This is a genomic window from Acinetobacter beijerinckii CIP 110307 (assembly GCF_000369005.1).
In the GTDB taxonomy this organism is placed as follows: Bacteria; Pseudomonadota; Gammaproteobacteria; order Pseudomonadales; family Moraxellaceae; genus Acinetobacter; species Acinetobacter beijerinckii.
Genome location: NZ_KB849763.1, coordinates 24,982 through 50,230, shown reverse-complemented (window position 1 = coordinate 50,230; position 25,249 = coordinate 24,982). Strand labels below are relative to the sequence as shown.

22 protein-coding genes are annotated in these 25,249 nt (G+C 38.2%); 15 read left to right on the top strand and 7 right to left on the bottom strand.

Features of this window, described 5'->3' with window-relative positions; translation table 11 throughout:
- Window positions 1-226: 226 nt before the first annotated feature.
- The gene (locus F933_RS00220; protein WP_005057308.1) at window positions 227-1,681 is read right to left on the bottom strand and encodes a CYTH and CHAD domain-containing protein; all 1,455 of its coding nucleotides are present in this window, start codon (window positions 1,679-1,681) and stop codon (window positions 227-229) included.
- A 175-nt stretch (window positions 1,682-1,856) separates the two neighbouring features.
- Between F933_RS00220 and F933_RS00215 the strand changes: the two genes are divergently transcribed.
- The 6 genes from F933_RS00215 (at window position 1,857) to rapA (ending at window position 8,920) form a co-directional block, all read left to right on the top strand.
- On the top strand, window positions 1,857-2,228 hold the full coding sequence (locus F933_RS00215) for an Mpo1-like protein (protein WP_005057307.1): 372 nt from the start codon (window positions 1,857-1,859) through the stop codon (window positions 2,226-2,228).
- 153 nt (window positions 2,229-2,381) lie between these two features.
- Window positions 2,382-2,993 (top strand): thiamine phosphate synthase, encoded by a 612-nt coding sequence (thiE, locus tag F933_RS00210; RefSeq protein WP_005057304.1) that lies wholly within the window; start codon window positions 2,382-2,384, stop codon window positions 2,991-2,993.
- A gap of 81 nt (window positions 2,994-3,074) precedes the next feature.
- On the top strand, window positions 3,075-4,373 hold the full coding sequence (hemL, locus tag F933_RS00205) for a glutamate-1-semialdehyde 2,1-aminomutase (RefSeq protein ID WP_005057302.1): 1,299 nt from the start codon (window positions 3,075-3,077) through the stop codon (window positions 4,371-4,373).
- A 330-nt stretch (window positions 4,374-4,703) separates the two neighbouring features.
- Entirely contained in the window at window positions 4,704-5,120 is a 417-nt protein-coding gene (locus F933_RS00200; protein WP_005057298.1) for a GlcG/HbpS family heme-binding protein, read from the top strand.
- Between the two features lie 142 nt (window positions 5,121-5,262).
- The gene (locus tag F933_RS00195) at window positions 5,263-5,907 is read left to right on the top strand and encodes an RluA family pseudouridine synthase (RefSeq protein WP_171065915.1); all 645 of its coding nucleotides are present in this window, start codon (window positions 5,263-5,265) and stop codon (window positions 5,905-5,907) included.
- Window positions 5,908-6,091: 184 nt separating this feature from the next.
- Window positions 6,092-8,920, top strand: coding sequence for an RNA polymerase-associated protein RapA (gene rapA, locus F933_RS00190; protein ID WP_005057293.1), 2,829 nt, complete (start codon window positions 6,092-6,094; stop codon window positions 8,918-8,920).
- Between the two features lie 57 nt (window positions 8,921-8,977).
- Here the strand turns inward: rapA and dps are convergent, their stop codons facing one another.
- From dps to fabR, 3 genes are all read right to left on the bottom strand, one after another.
- Entirely contained in the window at window positions 8,978-9,469 is a 492-nt protein-coding gene (gene dps, locus F933_RS00185; RefSeq protein ID WP_005057291.1) for a DNA starvation/stationary phase protection protein Dps, read from the bottom strand.
- A 222-nt stretch (window positions 9,470-9,691) separates the two neighbouring features.
- Window positions 9,692-10,708 (bottom strand): AI-2E family transporter, encoded by a 1,017-nt coding sequence (locus F933_RS00180; RefSeq protein ID WP_005057288.1) that lies wholly within the window; start codon window positions 10,706-10,708, stop codon window positions 9,692-9,694.
- A gap of 87 nt (window positions 10,709-10,795) precedes the next feature.
- Window positions 10,796-11,491, bottom strand: coding sequence for an HTH-type transcriptional repressor FabR (gene fabR, locus F933_RS00175; RefSeq protein WP_005056264.1), 696 nt, complete (start codon window positions 11,489-11,491; stop codon window positions 10,796-10,798).
- Window positions 11,492-11,629: 138 nt separating this feature from the next.
- On the opposite strand from fabR, the gene F933_RS00170 reads away from it, so the two are divergent.
- Together F933_RS00170 and F933_RS00165 are read left to right on the top strand one after the other, a co-directional pair.
- Window positions 11,630-12,697 (top strand): ferredoxin reductase, encoded by a 1,068-nt coding sequence (locus tag F933_RS00170; protein ID WP_005057285.1) that lies wholly within the window; start codon window positions 11,630-11,632, stop codon window positions 12,695-12,697.
- A 14-nt stretch (window positions 12,698-12,711) separates the two neighbouring features.
- Window positions 12,712-13,806, top strand: coding sequence for a fatty acid desaturase family protein (locus tag F933_RS00165; RefSeq protein WP_005057283.1), 1,095 nt, complete (start codon window positions 12,712-12,714; stop codon window positions 13,804-13,806).
- A gap of 48 nt (window positions 13,807-13,854) precedes the next feature.
- Here the strand turns inward: F933_RS00165 and F933_RS00160 are convergent, their stop codons facing one another.
- Window positions 13,855-14,319, bottom strand: coding sequence for a hotdog fold domain-containing protein (locus F933_RS00160; protein WP_005057282.1), 465 nt, complete (start codon window positions 14,317-14,319; stop codon window positions 13,855-13,857).
- 111 nt (window positions 14,320-14,430) lie between these two features.
- Between F933_RS00160 and F933_RS00155 the strand changes: the two genes are divergently transcribed.
- Both F933_RS00155 and F933_RS00150 read left to right on the top strand, forming a co-directional pair.
- Window positions 14,431-15,075 (top strand): TetR/AcrR family transcriptional regulator, encoded by a 645-nt coding sequence (locus F933_RS00155; RefSeq protein WP_005057280.1) that lies wholly within the window; start codon window positions 14,431-14,433, stop codon window positions 15,073-15,075.
- Between the two features lie 2 nt (window positions 15,076-15,077).
- Window positions 15,078-15,533 carry a GFA family protein gene (locus tag F933_RS00150; protein ID WP_005057277.1) on the top strand — a complete coding sequence of 152 codons (456 nt, stop codon included), beginning with the start codon at window positions 15,078-15,080 and terminating at the stop codon, window positions 15,531-15,533.
- A 47-nt stretch (window positions 15,534-15,580) separates the two neighbouring features.
- On the opposite strand, the gene F933_RS00145 is transcribed toward F933_RS00150, so the two are convergent.
- On the bottom strand, window positions 15,581-16,282 hold the full coding sequence (locus tag F933_RS00145) for an SIMPL domain-containing protein (RefSeq protein ID WP_005056250.1): 702 nt from the start codon (window positions 16,280-16,282) through the stop codon (window positions 15,581-15,583).
- A 465-nt stretch (window positions 16,283-16,747) separates the two neighbouring features.
- Here F933_RS00145 and F933_RS00140 point away from each other — a divergent pair, with 465 nt between their 5' ends.
- Window positions 16,748-18,118 carry a diaminobutyrate--2-oxoglutarate transaminase gene (locus F933_RS00140; RefSeq protein WP_005057275.1) on the top strand — a complete coding sequence of 457 codons (1,371 nt, stop codon included), beginning with the start codon at window positions 16,748-16,750 and terminating at the stop codon, window positions 18,116-18,118.
- A 3-nt stretch (window positions 18,119-18,121) separates the two neighbouring features.
- Window positions 18,122-19,654: a pyridoxal phosphate-dependent decarboxylase family protein gene (locus tag F933_RS00135; RefSeq protein WP_005057271.1), complete on the top strand. Its 1,533-nt coding sequence runs from the start codon at window positions 18,122-18,124 to the stop codon at window positions 19,652-19,654.
- A gap of 73 nt (window positions 19,655-19,727) precedes the next feature.
- Here F933_RS00135 and F933_RS00130 read toward each other — a convergent pair whose 3' ends face one another.
- A complete protein-coding gene (locus F933_RS00130; protein WP_005057269.1) occupies window positions 19,728-20,780 on the bottom strand; it encodes an aromatic ring-hydroxylating oxygenase subunit alpha in 1,053 nt (350 codons plus the stop codon).
- A 560-nt stretch (window positions 20,781-21,340) separates the two neighbouring features.
- On the opposite strand from F933_RS00130, the gene F933_RS00125 reads away from it, so the two are divergent.
- From F933_RS00125 to pstA, 3 genes are all read left to right on the top strand, one after another.
- On the top strand, window positions 21,341-22,372 hold the full coding sequence (locus F933_RS00125) for a substrate-binding domain-containing protein (protein WP_005056243.1): 1,032 nt from the start codon (window positions 21,341-21,343) through the stop codon (window positions 22,370-22,372).
- A 102-nt stretch (window positions 22,373-22,474) separates the two neighbouring features.
- Window positions 22,475-23,854 carry a phosphate ABC transporter permease subunit PstC gene (gene pstC / locus F933_RS00120; protein WP_005057266.1) on the top strand — a complete coding sequence of 460 codons (1,380 nt, stop codon included), beginning with the start codon at window positions 22,475-22,477 and terminating at the stop codon, window positions 23,852-23,854.
- Window positions 23,851-25,245 (top strand): phosphate ABC transporter permease PstA, encoded by a 1,395-nt coding sequence (gene pstA, locus F933_RS00115; protein WP_005056239.1) that lies wholly within the window; start codon window positions 23,851-23,853, stop codon window positions 25,243-25,245. Before pstC ends, pstA begins: the two co-directional genes overlap by 4 nt.
- The last annotated feature ends 4 nt before the right edge of the window (window positions 25,246-25,249 follow it).

The following is a 25,249-nucleotide window of genomic DNA, read 5'->3' as shown; positions in this document are numbered from 1 at the left end:
TCTGCCTGCTAAAGAATTCATTTTCATTTTTCGTTAAGGTGAGCAAGACCTCAAAAATTATGAATAACCGAATACCTTTTGTATAGGTGGTGCCTTACTTTTGACTGGGCAAAAGTAAAAAAACCTTCTGTTAAGCTGATGGCACATCCTTGATGCCACAGCTTAACGGCGGCATTCATGCCGCCAGAACGATAACAGAGTGAGGTAATTTTCCCTTGCGGAGCAATCAATCCTTATCCCAAAAAGCGTCCTGAGCAGATAGGGTCTGAAGCTTTTTATTCGCTTTCTTAGCAACGTGTGGCTGTTGTGCCTTAACCCAACCTAAAGCAAATAAAAATTGAGGTTGTTTTTCTGACTGCTGTTCAAAAATCTGTTCAGCGACAAATAAATCATTATAAAAACCTAAATATTCCTGAATTGGCTGCAATTTATTTAAGAATTGTTGAACCTCTTTTTCAGGATAAAGATCAGAAATAAAGTCGATGCAATAACGCAATTGTTTTACTCTTTTACGAGTACGATGTTGTTCTTCTAAAGCAAGTGATGAAAAATGTTCTGCATCCTTGAGGATTTTTTGATAGAGCTTGGTTAAGCTTTTCGCGGCTTGTTTAGTGACTTTAGACTTTGATTCAGATTCACTATAGCTAAAGTTGAGTAATGATAAAAATAGCTCAGTGGTTTGAGTACGACTGAAAATCTGGGCAATGTTAGTTTCATCTGACGTTGGAAGCTTGAATACAAAATCACAAACTTTCTGAATTAAAGGAATGACTGAATCTTGAATTGCATCATTGTCACGCGAATCGCCCAAAGCTCTAAAAATTTCAGCTAAATGACTTTCCCAAGACTCATCAACTTGGGTTGACCAGTTTGAAAAATGTTTTAATGCTGAGCGCAAACGTCTTATTCCCACCCGTGCTTGATGAATATGATCTGCTTCTGCAACACCATCAGCAATCGCTGCTGCATTAGGTAAAATATGATTTAACGTATTTTCGACAATTTGTTTGATTGCTTGATCAGCACGAATATCCGATTCTAATTTGAGCGTTTTTGCTTTAGTGGCTGGAGAGACACGTTTAGCTACTGCAAGCAAATTACCACGTTCAGCCTTACTGCGAACATCTAGCCATAATTGGTATTTCTTCACCCATGTATTTGCAAATGTAATTAGGTCTTGGGGTGAACCTTGTTTTAGTTCAAATTCAACTTCACATATTTTGGCTTGATCAGTAGGGGTGCGAATTTCACCATCATCTAAACAGACTTCGATTTGCGAACTCCCAAATTCAAACACATGAAATGTACGTTGCACATCTGTTTGGAATTGAAGCAGTAGTTCAGCAGATGAATCACCTAACACATCACGTAGTACACGTTGAACGGTTTGATTATTCTTATAAAGTGATAAGTCCAATACAGGCTCTTGTTCGCATTTACCTAAATAAATATCTTCTTCAATGCGTTGCAAATGATTTTTACTGGCTGCCTTAAAGGTTTGTACCCAATGATCACCTTCTTGACGCAGACGAATGGCCACATAATTTTTTGCTAATAGACGATCAGCAGTATCATAGTATTTTGCTTGTAAACGAATTTTTTGAGCTGATTGTTTATTTAAAAATTGTAGAACACTTTTTTTCTTAGATTCAGGTAGCTGAAATTTAAGCTCTATTTCCATGATGTTATAACTCCTGACCGTATAAGGTAAATATTCTAAAATGAGTATAACGTGTTGATCTCAGAAATTATTGTAAAGATCTTTTAAGTCTCGTTAAGGATGGCTCACAATGACTTTATTTTGAGCAAAAAATACTTTAAGTTGTGGATAGTTTTAAAAGATTAGGATGATCCACATGAATGTACCAGCTAAGATCGATAAGCCAGTAGAATTCACATTGCGAATTAAAGACTATAATGATTTTTACCGCTTTTATTTAACCGAACATCGTAGTATTGCGAGCCGACGTTTGCATGTAGCAGGCAGTACACTAGGTTTGTATTTTTGGAGTAAAGCGATTCGTCAGCGCAAAGCAAAATATTTGGCTTATGGCTTATTGTCTGGTTATGCATGTGCATGGGTTGGACACTTTTTCTTTGAACACAATAAGCCTGCAAGTTTTAAACAACCACTTTATAGTTTTATTTCAGATTGGCGTATGTTTTCTGATGTGGTTCGTGGTCGTCTAAGTTTGATTGATCGTAAGTTCGATAAGATTGAATCGTAAGTTTTATATTAAAATTAGATATTTAAAAAAGCTGCCATATGGTGGCTTTTTTGTTCTAATGTCTCGCTATTTATCATGTAAATACATTCTCTGTCTTTAATTTCTAATTAAGAAAATATACCCTGAACCTATTATATTTTTAGCGAAATTTTCATGCGCGGTTTATACCTGATTACCAATGACGATCCAATCCAATTATTATTAGAAAAATTAGAAGTTGCTTTGGCAACAGGACAGATTGCGATTCTGCAATATCGCCGTAAGAAAGTGGCTAAATCAGATCAGCCAAATGAAGTAGAGCAGATCAAAGCACTCTCTGAAAAGTATCAAACTCCATTAGTGATTAATGATGATTTGGCTTTAGCAGAACAATTTGGTTTAGGTGTCCATCTAGGGCAGTCTGATGGTGAAATTACGGAAGCCATTGCATGCTTGCCTCAAGGAGTAATTATCGGACGTACCTGCTTAAATTCATTAGAATTGGCAGAAAAGGCAATTTCTGAAGGTGCAACTTATGTGGCCTTTGGTGCTGTCTATGCAACTTCAACTAAACCTGAGGCGGGTAATGTTGGGATCGATGTGATCAAACAGGCGAAACAAAAGTTTGTTTTGCCGATTTGTGCCATTGGTGGTTTAACTGTAGAAAATTCTCAAGTCGTGATTGAGGCTGGGGCAAGCCTTTGTGCGGTCATTAGTGATATATTAGGAAAATCAACAGCCGAAATTCCTGCTCGTGTAGAAGCATGGGCACAGTTATTTGCGTAAATTTTTATTCGTCTTGTGGAATTGTAAGCATTTTTTCAAATGTTTGTAATTCCTCATTTTAGATTCTAGGTTGAACATTTTATGAGTTTATCTCCAAAGCAAGAACAGTTATTTAAACAAGCAAATAAACATATACCAGGTGGCGTGAACTCACCTGTACGTGCATTTAACGGCGTTGGCGGTACACCAGTCTTTATTGAAAAGGCGAAAGGTGCATATTTATGGGATGTTGACGGTAAGCGATATGTGGATTACGTAGGTTCATGGGGACCTATGATTTTAGGTCATGCACATCCAGATATTATCCAAGCAGTACAAACTGCGGCGGAAGATGGTTTAAGTTTTGGTGCGCCAACGGTATATGAAACCACTTTAGCAGACACAATTTGCGAGATCATGCCTTCAATTGAAATGGTTCGTATGACCAGTTCAGGTACTGAGGCGACCATGACTGCCATTCGTTTAGCGCGTGGTTATACAGGTCGTGACAAGATCGTTAAATTTGAAGGCTGTTACCACGGTCATTCAGATTCATTATTAGTGAAAGCAGGGTCGGGTTTATTGACGCTTGGTGAAGGTGAGCCAACATCTAAAGGTGTACCTGCTGATTTTGCCAAACACACTTTAACGCTACCGTATAATAATATCGAAGCGCTGAAAGAATGTTTTAGCAAGTTCGGGAATGAGATTGCTGGGGTAATCATTGAGCCTGTAGCAGGTAATATGAACTTAGTGACACCAATTGACGGTTTCTTACAAGCGATTCGTGATGTTTGTGATGAATATAAAGCAGTCTTTATTATTGATGAAGTGATGACGGGTTTCCGTGTTGCTTTAGGTGGCGCACAATCAGTCTATAACGTAAAACCAGATTTAACTACCTTAGGTAAAATTATTGGTGCGGGTTTACCAGTCGGTGCTTTTGGCGGTAAACGTGAAATCATGGAATGCATCGCGCCTTTAGGTGGAGTTTATCAAGCAGGTACATTGTCAGGGAATCCATTGGCAATGCGTGCAGGTATTGCGATGTTCAAGCATCTGCGCGAACCAGAGTTTTATGACAAGCTGGCTGCACAGCTCGCAAAATTACTTGCTGGATTACAAGCTGCGGCAGACGAAGCGGGTATTCCATTTAAAACTCAGCAAGTCGGTGGCATGTTTGGTTTGTATTTCACAGATCAAGAGGACATTACCAGCTTTGATTCAATGTTGGCTTGTGATGTTGAAGCCTTTAAGAAATTCTTCCACGGCATGTTAAAGCGTGGCGTGTATTTGGCACCTTCTGCATTTGAAGCTGGATTTATTTCGTCTATGCATTCAGATCAAGATATTGCAGAGACCATTCAGGCAGCAAAAGAAACTTTTGCAGAAATGAAATAACCCTGTAATGTATATAAAAGCCCGATTTATTCGGGCTTTTTTTATGGACGCATTTTACTTGAGCTGAATAGAGAACTTAACAGGTTTAACAATAGCGCTTCAGCGTAACGGAATCTTACGAAGTTTCTATCTATTTATATAATAAATCTTAGCTATGAATAGCACTAAAGATAAACAATCTTTACTGTACCGCAAGGTAAAATAATGATTGAATAGTAAACTATATTTGCGTTGGTCTTAGGCTGTGCTTTGGACTTGCGTAGGCTGTAGATTGCAGTTGTATCATATCTAAAAGCTTTCTATAAGAAACCCATAGGAATGGAGTAAAACATGAAAACTAAACATTATTTAACATCTGCTGATGTGGAAATTCTAGTTGACGCAGCCTTGCAATATGCAACAGTGCATAGCTTTAATGTCAGCATTGCAGTTGTCGATGACGGTGGAACGTTATTAATGATGAAGCGTATGGATGGCGCATCAGTATTATCGACTGAGATTTGCCAAGAAAAAGCATATTCTGCTGCGGTCAGCCGAAGAGCAACTAAGGCATCGGAAGATATGATTCGAGATGGTAAGATCGGCTTTTTAACGATAAATGCAGCAAAAGGTATGTTGGAAGGTGGTGAGCCCATTGTCTATCAAGGGCAGGTTGTCGGAGCTGTTGGTGTTTCAGGTGTGCAATCTTTTCAAGATGCAGAAATTGCCCAGCATGCGATTCAACAATTTCTAGAGCAACAGACCTAAATCATCGTTTAAATTCGCTTCTGGATGAAATATCGAGAGAAACACGAAAAAAATTAGTAAAAATACGTGTCATGCATTGTAATTCAGCGCTAAGCTTTTTATGATTGCCCGCTTGTTTTCATCCAGTCGTTGGAAGGCTACCTTGAATGATTTTCTAAGTGAACATTTGATTCATCGTGATGAAGATTTTATGGTCATCCATAAACCAGCAGGCTTACTCACTGTACCGGGCAAAACACCTGATTTACAAGATTGCTTGATCAATCGTTTATTAAAATTAGAACCTAAAACATTACTCATTCATCGTTTAGATCGTGATACTTCGGGTATTTTGGTCTTTGGCTTATCCAAATTTGGACAGAGCAATATTTCACGTCAATTTCAAGATCGTCAAACATCAAAAATTTATCAAGCTTTGGTTGCAGGACATTTAGAAGGTCAGGGAGTTATCGATATTCCTGTGATATATGATCCAAGCCGTCCACCACTTCATATCGTTGATGCATCGCATCACAAGCCTGCATTAACAGAATGGCACGCAACTGAACATTTAGAAATTCAAGGACAAGCGGTTACGCGCGTTAAATTGATTCCGATTACTGGTCGTTCTCATCAGCTTCGTGTGCATATGCAACATTTAGGTTGTCCGATTTTGGGGGATACTTTATATGCAACCCAAGAACAACAGCAGCTTTATGATCGTTTGTGTTTACACGCTACTCAACTTAGCTTCACTCATCCTAAAACGGGCGTACAACTATCATTTGATTGTGCTGTCCCTTTTTAATCGTATTTTTTTATTTAAGAGATATAAAGCACGCTATTTCAGTCAGCTTTATGTCAAAATATTAGGGTTGTTTACGAGACTAATTGCTTGTGAATACCAAATTTAAAACTACATAAAGTAGCTTAAACTTTCGTCAGTTTAAAGCATACAATATGTGGGCTAACATGAGAAAAGGTGGAATAAATTGCAGCCGTTTGCTATTGGTCAACGTTGGTTATCAGATACAGAAACTGAACTCGGTTTAGGTGTTCTTATTGATGTAGATGAACGTTCTATCAGTATTTTATTCCCTAAAAGTGATGAAACTCGTGTCTACGCACGTAACAATGCACCTCTATCTCGTATCATCTTTAATGTGAAAGATGAAGTACAGGATCAAGAGGGTACGAAATGGATCGTTGAAGCGATTGAAGATCGTCATGGCGTACTGCGTTACGATGTTTTTCGTACACTAGAAAATGGTGAAGAAGAGCGTAAGTCTCTCAATGAAACTCGTATTGGTGCACAAATTCAGCTGTCAAAACCTTTAGAGCGTCTGTTGGCTAGCCAAGTCGATTATAAAGAGTGGTATGACCTACGTATTGAAGCGATGTTATTACAAGCGCAAATGCATACCAGTCCTTTACGTGGTTTCCTTGGCGCGCGTGTTGGTTTGATTCCACATCAGCTTTATATCGCACATGAAGTCGGTAAACGCTTTGCACCACGTGTTTTATTGGCTGATGAAGTTGGTTTAGGTAAAACCATTGAAGCTGGTTTGATTATTCATCAACAACTTAAAACAGGTCGTTCAGAACGTATTCTGATTTTAGTACCTGATTCACTGCAATATCAGTGGATGATTGAAATGCGTCGCCGTTTCAATTTGCAATTTTCTCTATTCGATTTAACCCGTACTGCTTCGATCAAAGAGCATGATCCTGATCTCAATCCATTCTTAACTGAGCAATGTATTATTGCCAGTGTCGATTTGATGGTTGACCATGAAGATTTACGTGAGCAAGCTGTCGAAGCAGGTTTTGATTTACTGGTTGTCGATGAAGCACATCACTTAATGTGGAGTGAAGAAGAAGGCGGTAATGATCGTTATGATCTTGTCGAAGAATTAGCTGAACAAACTGCGGGTGTGTTGCTTCTTACTGCAACACCTGAACAATTGGGTGTTGAAAGTCATTTTGCTCGTCTTCGTTTGCTCGATCCGCAACGTTTCAGCAGCCTTGACCGTTTCCTTGATGAAGAAGAACAATATCAACAGACTGCAAAAATTGCAGAAGTGTTGATGTCTGATGATGCATTAACAGAAGAACATTTAGCAGCACTTGAAGGCTTATTGGGTCATCGAATTGATGATCAGCCTGAACATCGTATGCGTGCGATTCATGAATTATTAGACCGTCATGGTACAGGTCGTATATTATTCCGTAATACGCGTGAAGCAATCCAAGGTTTCCCTGGTCGTGATTGCCAGCCAGCACCTTTACCAGCACCAGAAAGCTGGTCATTTGATGGCAAAATGCGTGAGCAAATGTGGCCAGAAGAAGGTCAACTTGATGGCGCATGGATGGAAAATGATCCGCGTGTACCTTGGTTGATGGAAGTTCTACGCAAAGATTTAAAACACAAAAAAGTGTTATTGATTGCGCGTAGTGGTCCAGTGGTCGAAGCATTGGAAAATGTCTTACGTTTACATGCTGGCATTCGTACAGCCATGTTCCATGAAGGGATGAGCTTATTAGAGCGTGACCAAGCAGCAGCTTATTTTGCTGAAGACAGTTATGGTGCTCAAATTCTTCTTTGTTCTGAAATTGGTTCGGAAGGGCGTAACTTCCAGTTTGCCAGTGATTTGATTTTATTCGATCTACCTGCTAACCCTGACGTATTAGAACAACGTATTGGTCGTTTAGATCGTATTGGTCAAGAAAACCGTATTCAAATTCATGTACCTTACTTAATGGGTACAGCACAAGAACGTATGTTCCGTTGGTACAACGAAGCACTCAATATTTTCAGCAGTATTTCTCCTACGGCGCAAACGCTACAAGAGAATTTTATTGTTGAACTGAAAGATTGCTTGTTGGCAGATCAAGGTCAGACCTTTGAAGATTTACTTGAAGAAGTGAATGTTCAGCGTCAAGCTTTGGAAGCTGAACTCCAAGCAGGGCGTGATCGCCTACTTGAGTACAACTCTTGCCGTCCTGTTGTGGCTCAGGGTATTGTACAAGCGCTTGAAGATTATGATGACAACACCACCTTGCCAATGTTTGTAAAACGTTTTATGTCATCAACCAATATTGATTTTGATGAGCAAAGCAATGGTACGGTGATTATCAAACCAACTGATCAAATGCAAGTTCAAGGCATTACCTTAGATGAAGAGGGAATGACAGCGACTTTCTATCGTGATCAGGCACAAATCCGTGAAGATGCTCAATATTTGACCTTGGAACATCCATTTATTGAAAGTGTAATGGAAATGATCCGCACCCAATCATTCGGTAGTACCAACGTGGCATTGTTGAAATCAAATGCGTTGAAACAAGGTTCGGTGTTACTCGAAGTGTGGTTTAAAGTTGATGTAGTTGCACCGAAAGCATTGAACCTACCTTCAAGCTTACCAAAGCAATTGATTCGCGTATTACTCAGTGAAAATGGTCAGGACTTGTCAGCTAAGATCGATCCAAGCATTTTACGTCCATATTTGCATCACTTAGATGGTAATAGCTGCCGTCAAGTGGTGAAAGCGCGTCGTGATGTGATTGAGACACGTTATGCACAAGCTTTGGATATTGCCAAGACTTCTTTGCCAGAATTGATGCAACAAGCCAAAGAGCATTACAGTGGCAAATGGCAGTATGAAATTGACCGTTTAAGCTATCTCAAACAATTTAACCCAAGTATTCGTCAAGATGAAATCGAACGTCTACAGAAGTTCCAGAAAGAAGGTTTAGGTCTATTGGATGGCTTGTCGGTAACACCAGAAGCCATTCAAGTATTGGTTGTGGTTAAACCCTAATTAAAACAGCAATAAAAAGAGGACTTAATAGTCCTCTTTTTATTGGGTGATTTCTGATTAATTTTGGTCAATATTGGCTTCTAGGAACCATAAATATTGATCTAAATCTTCTAAAGCGGCATGAATAATATCTTCAGAAATTGGATCTTTGATCTCATCAATCGTGTCACGTAAATGATTGGCAACAATACCGTAACGATCAGCTAGTTCTTTTAAATGATCTTGAACTGCATGGATTGCAACAGGGTAGGCTTTCAAATGTGAACTTTCTGCAACAGTTTGGGTTGTCCCTAGCGCTGTACCACCGATTTGAACTGCTCGTTCCGCCACATTATCCAAGTGGGTAATAATCGAGGTACGGAACATATCTAACATTTCATGAACCGCAATGAAGTTACTGCCACGCATGTTCCAATGTGCTTGTTTGGTGAGTAGTGATAGATCAATCAGATTGGCAAGAATTTGATTTAGTATTTTTACAGTGGCTTCTTTGATAGATTCATCTAAATTATTACGTGTATAAACTTTTAAAGCTGCTGAAGAATTCATAGTTACCTCATTCAATTATATAGTGTTTTAGATATGGTGAACAAAAACCACTTGTATGAATTAAAGTCTATGCCTAGATTTAGATGTTGAGTGTTTTAATTCTCTAGGCTTTTGTAAGTTTAGTTATCTTTATTTATCATGGTTTGTTTTTAAGTTGCTAAAGTATATTTTTATTTATCAATATGTTGAGTGTGAACCTCAATAAACTCGTGGAATTTAAACTTAAATCAAACCTGCATCTTTGCATTCGAGTTTGATGTAAGCATAAAAGACGGGAGCAACGATTAATCCGCTTAATCCAAAAATAGACTCAAAAACTAGCATTGCCAAAAGCACTTCCCACGCATTTGCATTAATTTTTGTACCAATAATTTTGGCATTAATAAAATATTCTAATTTATGAATAATCACCAAATAAGCCAACGCGATCGCGGCAACTGAAAGAGAAATGGTTAAACCTGACATGATAATTAAGGTGTTAGAAATCAGATTACCAATAATAGGCAGCAAGCCAAAAATAAAGGTCAGAATGGTCAGTGTCTTGGCAAAAGGTAGATGAATATTGAAAATGGGTAAAACGATAAAGACAAAGATCATAAACAACACTGTATTAATCAGTGAAATCTTCACTTGAGCAAATACGACATTTTTAAAAGAGACTGCAAGTTTTTTAATGCGATGCATTAAAGCTGCTTTAAATATGGGTTGTGGTGCAGCTTGTTTAAAATTCTGAATGGAAACCAAAATACCGATAATTAAACCAATCAGCATAGTGGCAAGGTTATGCAGAATATCGGTCCCTGTATTTTTTACAATCGAGATATTATTTTTGATAAAAGAGAAAATTTGATTTTTGATATCTGCAACGCTATGAGGTAAATATCCGGGTAAATACTTACTCATTTCAGACTGAAATTTGATCAGCGTTTGATCTATTTTAAAGTTAAAAGAATTCAGTCCCGTGCCTTTCAAATCATAGACAACAAAACTGATTAAACTGGTAATGAAGAAACCAATTAAAACAGTCGTTGCTACACCCAAAATGATACTGATAAAGATACGTGCTCGTTGACCATCAATATGTTTTTCAACAACTGTACTTAAACTATTAATAATTTCAAATATTAGAAACCCTGCAAAAAAACTAGGTAAAAGATGCAGGGGAATGATCATCATAAGGAACAAGAACATCAGGATAAAACTGGCAATGATGCTTTGGCGGTCATTCAAAATATTCATTATTCTTAAACCTAATCTAGATGATTATGATCAAATAGTTGAAACTAAATTTGATGATGAATCATATTTCAATGACTGAAATAAGGATTAATCAATTTCGATTTCATCTAAATGACGAGCGCCTTCTAAAATCATTCTAATCATTGTCATAGTTTGTTCTGCAACTTCAGTTCGATGTTCAGATGGAAGCTCAAGAACTCTTGCACCCATGTTAAATACCAATTGTGTAATTGCTTTTGCTGCAATATCAGCATGACTGATTTTGCTATTATTCATTTGCTCTAAACGGATTAAATCTTCTTGTAACTCTTGCTGGAAAAAATTGAGCTGGCGATCAACTGCCGCTTTATAAGACGTTGAGCCAGTATAGCCTTCACGTAATAAGAGACTCAAATTTCCTTCGTCTGCATCTAACTGCTGAATAAACACTTCGACAGAGCTGCGAATAATGCTTTGTTGTAGCGATGCTTGAAGACGTGCTTCGCGAATAATTCGACGCAAAACTAAACCTGAACGATCAATTAATGCAATTGCAAGCTCATCGATATCTTTAAAATGTCGGTAGAAACTATTGGGAGCAATACCTGCTTCACGTGCAATTTCTCTGAGACTCAAAGATGCAATGCTCTTTTGCGGACCAATCAAATTAAGCGTTGCTTGAAACAACTCTTCTTTTGTTATTGTCGCTTTTCTACCTACCGAGCGTACTGGAGCTTTCATAGCAATGACATCTTGTTCATTTATTGTGTCGAGACCGTGGGGTAAAAAAGAAGATTGAACCATTGTTTTCAATATATAAGTAAGCTACTCGGGATTATAGCGATTGTCGATGAACTTGGGAAATGTAAATTTTTATACGAGTGTATATACAAATATATATACATATGTATAATAATTAAAAAATGATCAGAGTTATCGCTCATGCAAGCAGTCGAAAAGAGATTTTCTCTATTCAATTCATTAGCCCAAAGCGTAATTAGCAGCCACGACACCAATTTTTGGTTGCAAAAAATTAATCCACTATGGTCTGTAAATCAGCCCCTAGCCAAAATTGTAAAAAAACAAATTGTGGCAAAAGATACCGTTAGTCTTATTTTAGAATGCAATCGACATGTGCAGCGCGGTGTTGCTGGTCAGCATCATCCAGTTACGGTTGAAATCGCGGGTCGGCACTACGAGCGAACTTATAGTTTGATGCAATTAGATTCAGCACATCTTTGTTTAACGGTTAAAAAAGTTGAACAGGGCTTAGTAAGTTCATGGTTAGTCGATCGAGCAAATGTAGGTGATATTTTCCGATTAGGGCAACCTTATGGAGATATGCAACAACACATCCAAACGCCAAATTTATTGTTACTTGCAGCAGGAAGTGGAATTACACCAATGCTCAGTTTGATTGAGAGTTTTAGTCAAACTAAACAGTTGATTAAAACACCAGTCCAACTCATGTATTGGGTAAAGACCCATGCAGATGTCGCATATATTGATTATTTAAAAGAAGTTGCTGAGAATTTTCCAAATTTTGGTTATCAAATTTTTTATACCCAAGAACAAGATGAGCGTTTAAACCAAAGTCATGTAGAACAATTGGCTCGTTTAGATGAAACAACAGTCTATGCATGTGGTCCATCGGGCTTTGCTACAACAGCAGAGTCATTATTTAAGCATGCTGCAAATGTTCAATCTGAAGCATTTAGCTTAAGCCAATTTGACCTTGATTCAAATGAAACTGGTTTTATCAACGTGACCTTAACTCAATCCAATAAAACCATTGCGATTCCGAAAGGTCAATCTATCTTGAGCAGTTTAGAGCATCAAGGTATTAAGCCAAATCATGGTTGTCGTATGGGTATTTGTAATAAATGTGCTTGTAACAAAGCCCAAGGTTCAACAAAAAATTTATTAAATGGTTCAGCCAATCATGAACCGACTCAGTTATTAAAGATTTGCGTAAATTCAGCTCAATCTGATCTTGTGATTGATCTATAAAAGAGAAATTGATTATGAATATGCCTGTTAAACTTGAATATTTTAAAAACCCAAAGAACCGTGATTTAACTGCTGCCGAATTAGACGCTTTTGCTCATGAACTTGATCAAATTAAACAAGACGTTTTAAATGATTTAGGTGAAAAAGATGCCAAATATATTCGTCGTGTGTATTCTTCGATTCGTTACACGAGCGTATTAGGTCGTGCCTTGTTATTTGTTGGATGGTTTCCGCCTGCATGGTTGTTAGGTACAGGATTACTTGGTTTTGCCAAAATCATGGAAAACATGGAATTAGGTCATAATGTCATGCATGGACAATATGATTGGATGAATGATCCAAAATTTAATGGTCAAACATACGAGTGGGATACCGTCGGTACTTCTGATAACTGGCGTCAAACCCATAACTATAAGCATCATACCTATACCAATGTAAAAGGCATGGATGATGATGTCGGTTATGGCGTATTTCGTCTTTTCCCTGAACAACGTTGGTCGAAATTTACCTTAATACAACCCTTATATATCGTGCCATTTAGTCTATTGTTTCAATGGGGTGTTGCAATTCAAAATCTTGAATTAGGTAAAGTCGTTTATAAGCGTAAAACGATTGAACAATTTAAGCGTGAATGGCGTCCTGCACAGAAGAAAATCATGAAGCAAATGTTTAAGGATTATGTATTCTTTCCATTGATAGCAGGTCCTTCTGCAATTCCTGTATTTGCAGGTAATTTAGTGGCGAATGGAATTCGTAATGTTTGGACTTTTAGTATTATTTTCTGTGGTCACTTTACTAAAGATGTTGAGGTTTTCCCGAAAGCAGTTTTACAAAATGAGAGCCGTGGACATTGGTACATGCGACAAATTCGTGGTTCATCAAATTTGACTGGCTCGGAAGCATTTCATATTTTGACGGGACATTTGAGCCATCAAATTGAACATCATTTATTTCCTGATATTCCAGCGCGCCGTTATCGTCAGATTGCACCGAAAGTTGAAGCTGTTTGTAAAAAATATGGCTTAAATTACAACAACGCAAGTTTCGTAAAACAATTTGGTGAAGTCGTGGGACGTATTTTTAAATATGCATTGCCATTTAAGAAATAAACTTTCAATCAATACAAAGCCCTGAATGAAATATCCGGGGCTTTTTTATTACTTTTTCTTAGAAATCCACATCGTAATGGTTGCATGAAATACTTTTTGGTTTTGTTTATCGAGTACATCAACATTCACTAAATATTCACCCGCTTTTTCCCAGTCGTAATTTTGTTCAACAGGCGAGGCGATTGCAATTAAATCGCTTTCTGCTTTTTTTAAATATTCAACAGTCATTCCTTTGGGAATCCAACGATGCGTTGCAGGCACAGTGACTTCTGTCATTGTGCCACCAGCAAGCTCAGCCATGTTACACATCGCGATCGCATGAACTGTACCAATATGATTTAGTACGCTGCGTTTTTTCTTGATGCTGATTTTGCAGGAGTTAGGTTTAAGCTCTTCAAATAGTGGTGAAATACTACTGAAATAGGGTGCTTTAAGACAAAGCATACGTGTGAATGTCCATTTTCCTGCAGGTAAGGCAGACGCTTTATTCCATAAATCTAATGTTGAAGCCATTTCATGATCCTCATTAACAGAATTAAATTCTTAAACGGAATATAATTCTGTTTACAAGTCGTGGTCAAGTCGTACACAATTGTTCCGACGATTGGTAAATTTAATTGAACTATGCAGAATGCCCAGCAATTATTAGAACGCGTATATCCACAGCGCAGGTCACTCTTAAAAAGACAAATTCTGTTAGATGCCTTGTCTTGCTTTCTTGAACATGGTTTAGATGCAACCAGTATTGAAATGATTCGAGATAAATCCGAAAGTAGCGTCGGTGCGATTTATCATCATTTTAAAAATAAAGAAGGTGTTATTGCTGCGTTGGTTTTTACTGCTTTAGATGATCAAGCATTGTTAAGAGATCAATATTTAGAAAATGCTCAATCATTACAAGAGTTAGTGCGTGCATTAATTTATAGCTATATCGACTGGGTGTCTGATCAGCCTCAATTTGCTAAATTTTTAGTATTTGCTCATTTTTCAGTAACGCAAGGTGAGCATCGCTCGTTATTAAATGAAAAAAATAAAATGAGAAATAAAAATATCAGTCATCATATTTCACAGCTTCAGCATGCTGAATTACTCAATGCAGTACCCGCTGAGTTGATGATGTCATTGGTGATTGGAGCAACTGAAAATTATTGTCGTGCTTGGTTATCTGGAAAAGTTGTGAGTAACCCCCGTATTTATCGAGAAGCTTTGGCTCAAAGTGCTTGGGATTCATTACAGAATTTAAAAAATGAGATTGAAAATGAGGATTGATGATGACTAAACAAAAGCGTGAGTTTAATGGTTTTTGCTTATGCGGGGCTGTCGTATTTAAAATTAGAATAGATGAAATCAATACAATTTACCGCTGCTTTTGTAGCCTATGCCGAAAACAAAGTGGAGCAGTATCAAATACAGCGACTTTAATAAAAACCAATTTATTTAACTGGGAAAAAGGTCAGCAATTGATTCAGACTTATAAAAAGGAGACTGGTTTTACGAGCTCTTTTTGTAAATTATGTGGTTCTCCAGTGCCAAATAAATTAAGCAGTGATCCAAATGTAATGTGGATTCCCTTGGGATTATTACAAGAGAATTTTATCCCTACACACGAATTAAATTTTTGTATAAATTCTAAACAGGATTGGTCTACAATTCATAATCAACCACTTTGTTTTGATGAGTTACCTGATCGCAGCGATTTTAATAATTACTTTCAACTCAATGAGTAAAAAGCAGAAAACAAATTGTTTTCTGCTTTTAGAATCATCAGCTATATTTATTTAAATTGAATCGAACCATTTGCATTAACGATAATTTTAGATTCTCCAGCTGCCATATCTTGAGCAGGAGCAGCTTCTGCCATCGCAAATTTAGCCATACCTCCACGCATGACTGGCTGTGGGAAATAGTTACTGGTATTCAAGTTCAAACTAACAAGATTATATTGAGTTTTATTCCATGCTTGAGTAATTGCTAAAGCACGTTGTTGGAAGTTTTTCGATGCTTCAATCATCAACTCATTTTCAACTTTTTTACGTTGCTCATCTGACACAGTGAAATTGATAGATTGGGTTTGGAAGCTTTGCTGTAATTCACTAATAAGTTGGCTTGCCGCTTTAAAATCCTTACTTTCGAGTTGAATTTCAGCTCGAGCACGCCACTCCTTAAGTTTCTGATTATCATTGTCGTAGACAGGATAAGTACTTTGAGTACCTGTTTCGACTTTCACTTGTGAGTATTTACGAGCAATCGCTTGAGCCTGATTCATCAATTGATTGATTTGATTAGATAGCTCAGCAGGTTGTTTATTGCTTTTCTCAATATAGAGTACGGCACGCATTTCATCATTTGCGACTTGGCGTGAAGCATCTGCTTGGATATTGACGATATTATAATTTAAGCTTTCTGTTTCTTGAGCAAAAAGGGACGGGCTGAGTGCTGCGCCGATCATCATAGTCGCAAGTGCTAAAGTACGCATAAAATATTCCTTAAAATTTAGTATAGAAAATTTATTTTTTACAAGATTGATATTAAAAAGAACTCATGGTGAACTTCGGCATATTTTGTGGTGTCTTTGTAATAGATTAGCAGTGTTTTGCAACAGAAAAATAATTTAAAAGTTTTTAAAAAATAATGAATTAAGTCGATTGTTTTGACCATTCATCTAAAAAAAATAATGCAGTTAAAAAAAGCTTACTTTCTTTCGCTTGTCACATAGTATGATGATAATCCATCATAGTTATTGGAAAGAAACATTTTTTCAATAAGATTAGATAAATGTAAGGCATAAAAGTATTTATTTTCTTTCAAAATTAGGTATCATCTCGCTCCTAGTTGAAAGATATAAATAAGTGTCTGCACTAGTTTCTAAAAAGCACCGAGTCAAACGACCGCAAGTCACCAGACTTATTTCTTTTACCCATATCAGAGATGGTAATTCGATATGAGCGTTACTTCCGTAAACCCTGCCGCTAATGCAACCAACGAATACTATCTGACTCGCCAAAGCCAGATGGAATCGAATGTTCGTAGTTATCCACGTAAATTACCGTTAGCGATAGCGAAAGCACAGGGCTGCTGGGTTACTGATGTTGAGGGTACACAATACCTCGACTGTTTAGCTGGGGCAGGAACATTGGCTTTAGGTCATAATCATCCTGCGGTGATTCAAAGTATTCAAGATACATTGGCAAGTGGCTTGCCATTGCATACTTTAGACTTAACGACTCCTTTAAAAGATGCGTTTACTGAAGCGCTTTTGGCTCATTTGCCTGGCGGTAAAGAAGAATATTGCTTACAGTTCTGTGGTCCTTCTGGTGCAGATGCGACTGAAGCAGCCATTAAGCTAGCAAAAACTTATACTGGTCGCAGTTCAGTGATCAGCTTCTCTGGTGGATACCATGGGATGACTCACGGCTCACTTGCAATGACAGGTAACTTGTCTGCAAAAAATGCTGTGAATGGTTTAATGCCAGGCGTTCAATTTATGCCGTATCCGCATGAATACCGTTGCCCACTTGGTTTAGGTGGTGAAGCGGGTGTTGATGCGTTGACTTACTTCTTTGAAAATTTCATTGAAGATGTTGAAAGCGGTGTAACCAAACCTGCTGCTGTAATTCTTGAAGCGATTCAAGGTGAAGGTGGTGTGGTGACTGCGCCTGTGAAGTGGTTACAAAAAATTCGTGAAGTGACTGAAAAGCACAACATCGTTTTAATTTTGGACGAAGTTCAAGCTGGTTTTGCACGTTCAGGTAAAATGTTTGCCTTTGAACATGCAGGTATCGAGCCTGATGTTGTGGTGATGTCAAAAGCTGTAGGTGGTGGTTTACCACTTGCTGTACTGGGTATTAAACGTAAGTTTGATGCTTGGCAACCAGCAGGTCATACGGGTACTTTCCGCGGTAACCAGTTAGCTATGGGTACAGGTTTAATGGTTTTAAAAACCATTTCTGAACAAAATTTAGCTCAAAATGCGCAAGAGCGTGGTGATTTCTTACAAGCAGAGTTCAAAAAGCTTGCTCAAGAATTCCCATGTATCGGTAATGTGCGTGGTCGTGGTTTGATGCTCGGCGTTGAAATCGTTGATGAGCGTAAACCTGCAGACCATATGGGTTCACTTCCTGCTGATGCTCAATTAGCTGCGGCGATTCAAACTGCATGTTTCAACAATAAGTTATTACTTGAGAAAGGTGGTCGTAACGGTACGGTAATTCGTTTACTTTGCCCTTTGATTATCAATCAGGACGAATGTGTTGAAGTTGTAGCTCGCTTCAAAAAAGCGATTGCTGAAGCATTAAAAGCAGTACGAGGCTAATCCATGGTTGATTTTGCAGAACATCGTAAGGCGTTACTCTGCAATGATGCTCAATCTATTGCTGACTATGAGTCAGCAATGGGCGAGGCGGTTCAAGCCGTTTCAGCATGGTTGCAAAACGATAAAATGTACACTGGTGGAAGCATTAAAGATTTGCGTGCAGCAATCTCTTTTGCACCTTCAAAAGAGGGTCTAGGTGTACAACAATCTTTACAACGCATGATTGAGCTTTTCCTTAATAAAAGCTTAAAAGTACATCATCCACATTCACTTGCACACTTACACTGTCCAACCATGGTGATGAGCCAAATTGCGGAAGTGTTAATCAATGCAACCAACCAATCTATGGATTCATGGGATCAAAGCCCAGCGGGTTCATTAATGGAAGTTCAGCTTATTGATTGGTTACGCCAAAAAGTGGGCTATGGTGCAGGTCAAGCAGGTGTATTCACTTCGGGTGGAACACAGTCTAACTTGATGGGTGTCTTGCTTGCGCGTGACTGGTGCATTTCGAAAAACTGGAAAGACGAACATGGCAAGCCATGGTCTGTTCAGCGTGATGGTATCCCGGCAGATGCAATGAAAAGCGTCAAAGTCATCTGTTCTGAAAATGCACACTTCTCTGTGCAAAAGAACATGGCAATGATGGGCATGGGCTTCCAATCAGTTGTAACTGTTCCTGTGAATGAAAATGCACAGATGGATGTTGATGCACTAGAAAAAACTATGGCGCATCTTCAATCTGAAGGCAAAATCGTAGCCTGTGTTGTTGCAACAGCGGGTACGACAGATGCTGGTGCAATTGATCCACTCAAGAAAATCCGTGAAATTACCAATAAATTTGGTTCTTGGATGCATATTGATGCCGCTTGGGGTGGTGCACTGATTCTTTCAAATGATCATCGTGCAATGCTAGATGGTATTGAATTATCAGACTCAATCACACTGGATTTCCATAAGCATTATTTCCAAAGCATTAGCTGTGGCGCTTTCTTATTGAAAGACGAAGCAAACTATCGCTTTATGCATTATGAAGCAGAATATTTAAACTCTGCTTATGACGAAGAACACGGTGTACCTAACCTCGTGTCTAAATCATTACAAACGACACGTCGTTTTGATGCATTGAAATTATGGATGACAGTCGAAGCATTAGGCGAAGAGCTTTATGGTTCAATGATTGATCATGGTGTGAAATTAACACGTGAAGTTGCTGATTATATTAAAGCAACTGCTGGTCTTGAATTGTTGATTGAACCTCAGTTTGCCTCAGTTTTATTCCGCGTGGCACCAGAAGGTTATCCAACTGAATTTATCGATAGTTTGAACCAAAACGTAGCAGACGAATTGTTTGCTCGTGGTGAAGCAAATATTGGTGTGACTAAAGTGGGTCAGGTTCAATCATTGAAAATGACCACTTTAAGTCCTGTTGCAACGCTTGAAAACGTACAGAACCTGCTTGCACTTGTGCTTGCAGAAACTGATCGTATTAAAGATGCGATTGTTGCAGGAACTTATGTTCCAGCCATTGATTAATTGCAATTTAATTTATTAAAAAAGAGGTCTTTAATAGACCTCTTTTTTATTTATAAATTTATATAAAGTAATATTAAGCTGCAAAAATTGGACTGAATCCCATTTTTCGCAATAGTTTTCGATACATGCTTGAACTGCGATCGGATGGAAAATGAGCTTCCATAGAGAGGTCTAATGGGAGATATTCAGGCTTTTGAGTTTCGACAATTAGTCGGTCTTCTTCAAATATCGCTAAGTTGAATTTATAAGCATCTTCTACAGGTAAATCTTTGTCATAATTTCGACAGATTGGTGCGAATAAGCGTGTTTCGCGGGCTGACATTGGACTCGCTGCATTCATAATGACTTGCTTGCTAGCATTGGGGAAATGGATCGTGAGTGTTGCTGTGAAGGGGAGAGTGATCTCAAAATGTCTTAACCATTGGAAATCTTCTTGTCCGCGCTGATCCATTCCGATTGGATAACGGCCAACACTGCTCACGTAATCTGCATCAAAACCATAGCTTGTCTCAGTGGTCGTATAATCGGGTACCTCAACATTATCGGGATCGCCAAAAGTATCAGGATGTACCCATGCAAAATGAGCGACATCAATAAAGCCTTCAAGCTGTCTTCCTGCAAAACAATAGAGTTCTACCGACGGACAGACCAATTGTTGGAAATCTGAATCCTCCCAATATGGCATTTGTGGAATGGTGGGTAACGCATCTTTGTTTACCGTGAGATTGCACCAGATCAACCCATATTTCTCGATAGCAGCATATGTCTTTAAATGAAAGCGTTCAGATATTTTATGCTGTGGGTGCGCTGGAATCCGATTACATTTTCCATTTCCACCAAAACGTAAACCATGATAGCGACAGACTACTCCAAGACCATCATTAAGTCCTAAACTCAGAGGAACGCCACGGTGTGGACATGCATCTTTGGCGACAACCAAGTCATCAGCCATTTTATAAATGACCAATGGCATATCAAGTAACTTGGTCGCTGTTGGTTGTTCAGTGATGTCTCTAGCTAAAGCTATCGGATACCAGTGCTGAGCAAGTAAGTACCAATCTTGCTCTGAAAATGTCATGTGAATGGGTAAATCTGGATTAAATGTCGTGATGGCTTTGCTATTCATGATCTTATCTTTCTACTCATTTAAACTGAATATAGATCAATAAACTGTTCTAAGAAATTTCAATAAACTGAATGAAGTGTCGATATTTTTAGAACATGATTTAATTATTAGATAATGAGTTTGAGAAAAGAAAAACTTTTATATCTAATTTTTTAAGTACATTCAGATAAGAATCGAGTCTTTGCTTGGGAGATAATGGTTTTCCTAAAAATGTCATATAACATAAGTAAGTAAATAATCTCCGAATATTCCATACCGTATAATTTTTAACAATGGAGAGTAAATTTTTTTCTCTCAAGTGAAATCTACTATGTAATAATTCAATCAAGCACTGTAATTAAGGATGTAAGTGTAATATTTTGAATTGTATTTTATCTATCTTTAGTTGTTGATATTTAAAAGCATTTAATTAAAAATTAGACTCTAAAATAATTATCATCAAAGCGTCACAAAGTTGTAACTTATTTGTCATATTATCTGATCAAAATGCAGTTAACCAAAGTACAACACTTGAATTTAAAAGAGTTGTAAATCAAATTGTATAAATGAGAGAAAACCGAATGCGCTTAAATCCACGTTATATCGCAATTGCATTAGCTGTATCTGGGGCAACAGTAGCGGGAACTGCAAATGCAGCTCGTGATACGATTCAAATTGCAGGTTCTTCAACTGTATTACCTTATGCGAGTATTGTTGCAGAAGAGTTTGGTAATACTTTCCCACAATTCAAAGCACCAGTTGTTGGTTCAGGCGGTTCTTCAGGTGGTTTGAAACAATTCTGTCAAGGCGTTGGTGACAACACGATTGATATTGCTAACTCTTCACGTGCTATTAAAGATACTGAAATTGCTGCATGTAAAAAAGCTGGCGTAAACCAAATCCAAGAAATTAAAATTGGTTATGACGGTATTGTATTCGCGTCAAACGTAAAAAAAGCAGCATATAAATTAAAACCATATCACGTATTTACAGCGCTTTCTGCTCAATTACCTTCAAACGGTAAGCTAGTTCCAAACCCATATACAACTTGGAATCAAATTGATAAAGCATTACCAAATGAGCCGATTACACTGGTAATTCCTGCATCTAACCACGGTACTCGTGAAGTATTCCAAGAAAAAATGGTTGAAGCAGGTTGTGAAGCTTACGATTACTTCAAAAACTTAGACAAAGAAGAACAGAAAAAAGCATGTTCAACTTTCCGTAAAGATGGACGTGTAATTGAAATTGCAGGTGACTACACTGAGACACTTGCTCGCTTAAAAACTTCACCAAGTGCGGTGGGTGTATTTGGTCTTGGTTTCTATGACTTAAACCGTGACAAACTACGTGTTGCAACAGTAAACAATGTTGTACCTTCTGAGAAAACGATTTTAAGTGGTCAATATCCAGTTTCTCGTCCATTATTCTTCTATGTGAAAGGCGAGCACTTAAAATCAATTAAAGGTTTACCACAGTACGTAGAATACTTCTTAAACAAAAAAGTATCTGGTAAAGGTTCTAAATTAGAAAAATCTGGTTTGATCGCATTGAATGATAAAGAACGTGCAAAAATTCTTGCTGACTTCAAAGCTGGTAAATCAGTTAAATAAATTGACTTAATAATGGAGGCTGGTGAGACAACTTGTTCATCGGCCTTTTTGTCTAGCTAAGTTTTTTCAAATCATGAAAATTGAGAAAACAGTGGAGATTACATGAATCTGCTACTTATCGGTGTGTTACTAGCCCTTGTGGCAATTGCATACCAAATCGGGCTGAGTAAAAGCCGTAACCTAGCAGGTAAGGGAAATAACTCAGTAGCACTACATTCTCGTCCTGTTTATTACGGGGCTTTGGTTGCCTTGTGGTGTGGTATTCCTGCTTTTTTGATTTTGATCATTTGGAACTTGGTTGAGCCAAGTGTATTACAACATATTATTTTTAATAACATCCCAGCATCTGTCAGTGCCACTCTAGATGAAGCAGGACGTGATGTTTTAATTGATCGTGTTCAAGCGATTGCTTCTGGTTTTGGGGTTACAGATCAAGCAGCTGCATATGAAGTGGCAGCAGCTCAACAGCTAGCAAAATTTCAAACCATTGGCACTTTTGCCAAGCTAGCTGTCGTGATTAGTGCTGCTTTGGCTGGTTTAGTTTGGGCTAAAAAACGAATTAGCCAACAATACCGTGCACGTAATCAAGTAGAAAAAGCAATTAATACAGCTTTGATTTTATGTTCTGGTGTTGCCATTCTCACTACCATCGGTATTGTACTTTCAATGCTGACTGAAGCTTTACACTTCTTTAAGTTTGTTAGCCCTGTTGATTTCTTCTTCGGTACTGAGTGGAATCCTGGTTTTAGCACTTCAGGAAATGCAGAAGGTAGTTACGGTATTCTCCCATTAATTTGGGGTACTTTGATGGTCAGCGGTATCGCACTATTAGTAGCGGTGCCTGTTGGTTTGATGATTGCAATTTATTTAGCAGAATATGCTTCTCCTCAACTACGCTCTTGGGCAAAACCGACCATTGAAGTCCTCGCTGGTATTCCAACGATTGTTTATGGTGTATTTGCACTGATGGTGATTGGACCATTCTTTAAAATGGTTGGTGAAAGCGTCGGAATCAACATTAATGCAACAAGTGCATTAACCGCTGGTTTTGTTATGGGCATCATGATTATTCCGTTCGTATCTTCGTTATCTGATGACATTATTACGCAAGTTCCACGTTCGCTACGTGATGGTTCTTTAGGTTTAGGTGCAACAAAATCTGAAACGATTCGTCAAGTTGTTCTACCTGCTGCTTTACCAGGTATTACGGGTGCATTCTTACTTGCGGTATCTCGTGCAGTTGGCGAAACCATGATTGTGGTTCTTGCTGCAGGTAATAGCCCATTACTACATGCCAACCCATTAGAAGCTGTTTCTACGGTTACTGTGACTATTGTTAAGCAATTAACAGGTGATACAGATTTCGCAAGTCCACAAGCTTTGGTTGCATTTGCTCTAGGTTTGACTTTGTTTGTCATTACTTTGGGTTTAAACATTATTGCACTGTATATCGTGCGCAAATATCGTGAGCAATACGAATGAGTTCATCAAAGACATCTCCTTTGGATCAAAATGCATTTGATCCTCAAGTAGCTGCTGAACAACGTGAACAGCGCAAAAATAGAATCCAAAGTTCTCTGGCTAAACGTCATCGCAAAGAAAAAGCTTTCCGTTATGCAGGTTTTTCGGCTGTGGTGATTGGTCTTGCTTTTGTGGCATTGTTATTCGGTAGTATTTTATCAAGAGGTTTACCTGCTTTTTGGCAAAGCAGTCTCACTGTTCCAGTTTATTTTGATCCTACCATTATTAATGTGGGTCCTAAGCCGAAACAAACAGCTGGTGAGTCTCCAGCGCATTATGAAGAGCGCTTTGTCGCTTGGCAAACTGAGATGGGAATGGTCGATTGGGATGGTCTCATCGTAAATGGGATTATTGCTAAAGATCCGTCACTCGAATCTCAGCGCGATTATTTATCAAGTATGTATACTAGTTCAGAAGCTTATCGTTTGCGTGATATGGTTTTTGCAAATCCATCTTTGATTGGTACCAAAGAAAATATTAAGTTTTTGGCTGATGCCAATATCGATGTTTGGTTATCTGGAAATATTGACCGCTCATTACCTGATGATCAGCAGCAACTTGACCCAGAAGTACGTCAACTTGCGGATCAATTGGAAGCGAAAGGCATTATAGGCAGTACCTTTAATACCAATTTATTTGTTAGCCCTGATTCTCGTAGTTCACCTGCAACAAGTGGTTTGGCAGGTGCATTTATGGGTTCATTATTCATGATGCTCATCGTCATTATTATCTCAATTCCGATCGGTGTTGCGAGTGCGATTTATCTTGAAGAATTTGCTCCTAAAAATTTCATGACAGATATTATCGAAGTTAATATTAATAACTTGGCAGCCGTTCCTTCGATTGTCTTTGGTTTGCTTGGTGCTGCAATTTTCATTGGTTGGATGCAACTTCCACTTTCAGCTCCATTGGTTGGTGGTTTGGTATTAAGCTTAATGACCTTGCCGACAGTTATCATTACTACACGTGCATCATTAAAAGCAGTTCCACCTTCGATTCGTCAAGCAGCTCTTGGTTTAGGCGCATCAAAAGTTCAAACCGTTTTTCATCATGTATTGCCATTAGCTTTACCAGGCATCATGACAGGTTCAATTATTGGTGTAGCGCATGCTTTAGGTGAAACCGCTCCACTATTATTGATTGGTATGAGTGCTTTCGTAGCAAGTGTTCCTGCAACACCGTTAGATCAAGCAACAGCATTGCCAGTTCAAGTATATTTATGGCAAGGCAATGAGTTGCGTAACTTCTTTGAAGGACGAACGGCAGCAGCGATTATTGTGTTATTAGCATTAATGATCGGTTTAAACAGCCTTGCAATTTGGCTTCGTAAGAAATTTGAAGTGCGTTGGTAGTTGA

Excerpts from the sequence above, each read along its gene's own strand:
- F933_RS00130 (WP_005057269.1), bottom strand. The coding sequence starts at position 20,780 with ATGAATAGCAAAGCCATCACGACATTTAATCCAGATTTACCCATTCAC.
- pstC (WP_005057266.1), top strand. The coding sequence starts at position 22,475 with ATGAATCTGCTACTTATCGGTGTGTTACTAGCCCTTGTGGCAATTGCA.
- F933_RS00180 (WP_005057288.1), bottom strand. The coding sequence starts at position 10,708 with ATGAATATTTTGAATGACCGCCAAAGCATCATTGCCAGTTTTATCCTG.
- dps (WP_005057291.1), bottom strand. The coding sequence starts at position 9,469 with ATGAATTCTTCAGCAGCTTTAAAAGTTTATACACGTAATAATTTAGAT.
- F933_RS00165 (WP_005057283.1), top strand. The coding sequence starts at position 12,712 with ATGAATATGCCTGTTAAACTTGAATATTTTAAAAACCCAAAGAACCGT.
- F933_RS00145 (WP_005056250.1), bottom strand. The coding sequence starts at position 16,282 with ATGCGTACTTTAGCACTTGCGACTATGATGATCGGCGCAGCACTCAGC.
- thiE (WP_005057304.1), top strand. The coding sequence starts at position 2,382 with ATGCGCGGTTTATACCTGATTACCAATGACGATCCAATCCAATTATTA.
- F933_RS00160 (WP_005057282.1), bottom strand. The coding sequence starts at position 14,319 with ATGGCTTCAACATTAGATTTATGGAATAAAGCGTCTGCCTTACCTGCA.
- F933_RS00125 (WP_005056243.1), top strand. The coding sequence starts at position 21,341 with ATGCGCTTAAATCCACGTTATATCGCAATTGCATTAGCTGTATCTGGG.
- F933_RS00220 (WP_005057308.1), bottom strand. The coding sequence starts at position 1,681 with ATGGAAATAGAGCTTAAATTTCAGCTACCTGAATCTAAGAAAAAAAGT.
- F933_RS00215 (WP_005057307.1), top strand. The coding sequence starts at position 1,857 with ATGAATGTACCAGCTAAGATCGATAAGCCAGTAGAATTCACATTGCGA.
- F933_RS00135 (WP_005057271.1), top strand. The coding sequence starts at position 18,122 with ATGGTTGATTTTGCAGAACATCGTAAGGCGTTACTCTGCAATGATGCT.
- F933_RS00200 (WP_005057298.1), top strand. The coding sequence starts at position 4,704 with ATGAAAACTAAACATTATTTAACATCTGCTGATGTGGAAATTCTAGTT.
- F933_RS00150 (WP_005057277.1), top strand. The coding sequence starts at position 15,078 with ATGACTAAACAAAAGCGTGAGTTTAATGGTTTTTGCTTATGCGGGGCT.
- F933_RS00140 (WP_005057275.1), top strand. The coding sequence starts at position 16,748 with ATGAGCGTTACTTCCGTAAACCCTGCCGCTAATGCAACCAACGAATAC.
- fabR (WP_005056264.1), bottom strand. The coding sequence starts at position 11,491 with ATGGTTCAATCTTCTTTTTTACCCCACGGTCTCGACACAATAAATGAA.
- hemL (WP_005057302.1), top strand. The coding sequence starts at position 3,075 with ATGAGTTTATCTCCAAAGCAAGAACAGTTATTTAAACAAGCAAATAAA.
- F933_RS00155 (WP_005057280.1), top strand. The coding sequence starts at position 14,431 with ATGCAGAATGCCCAGCAATTATTAGAACGCGTATATCCACAGCGCAGG.
- pstA (WP_005056239.1), top strand. The coding sequence starts at position 23,851 with ATGAGTTCATCAAAGACATCTCCTTTGGATCAAAATGCATTTGATCCT.
- F933_RS00170 (WP_005057285.1), top strand. The coding sequence starts at position 11,630 with ATGCAAGCAGTCGAAAAGAGATTTTCTCTATTCAATTCATTAGCCCAA.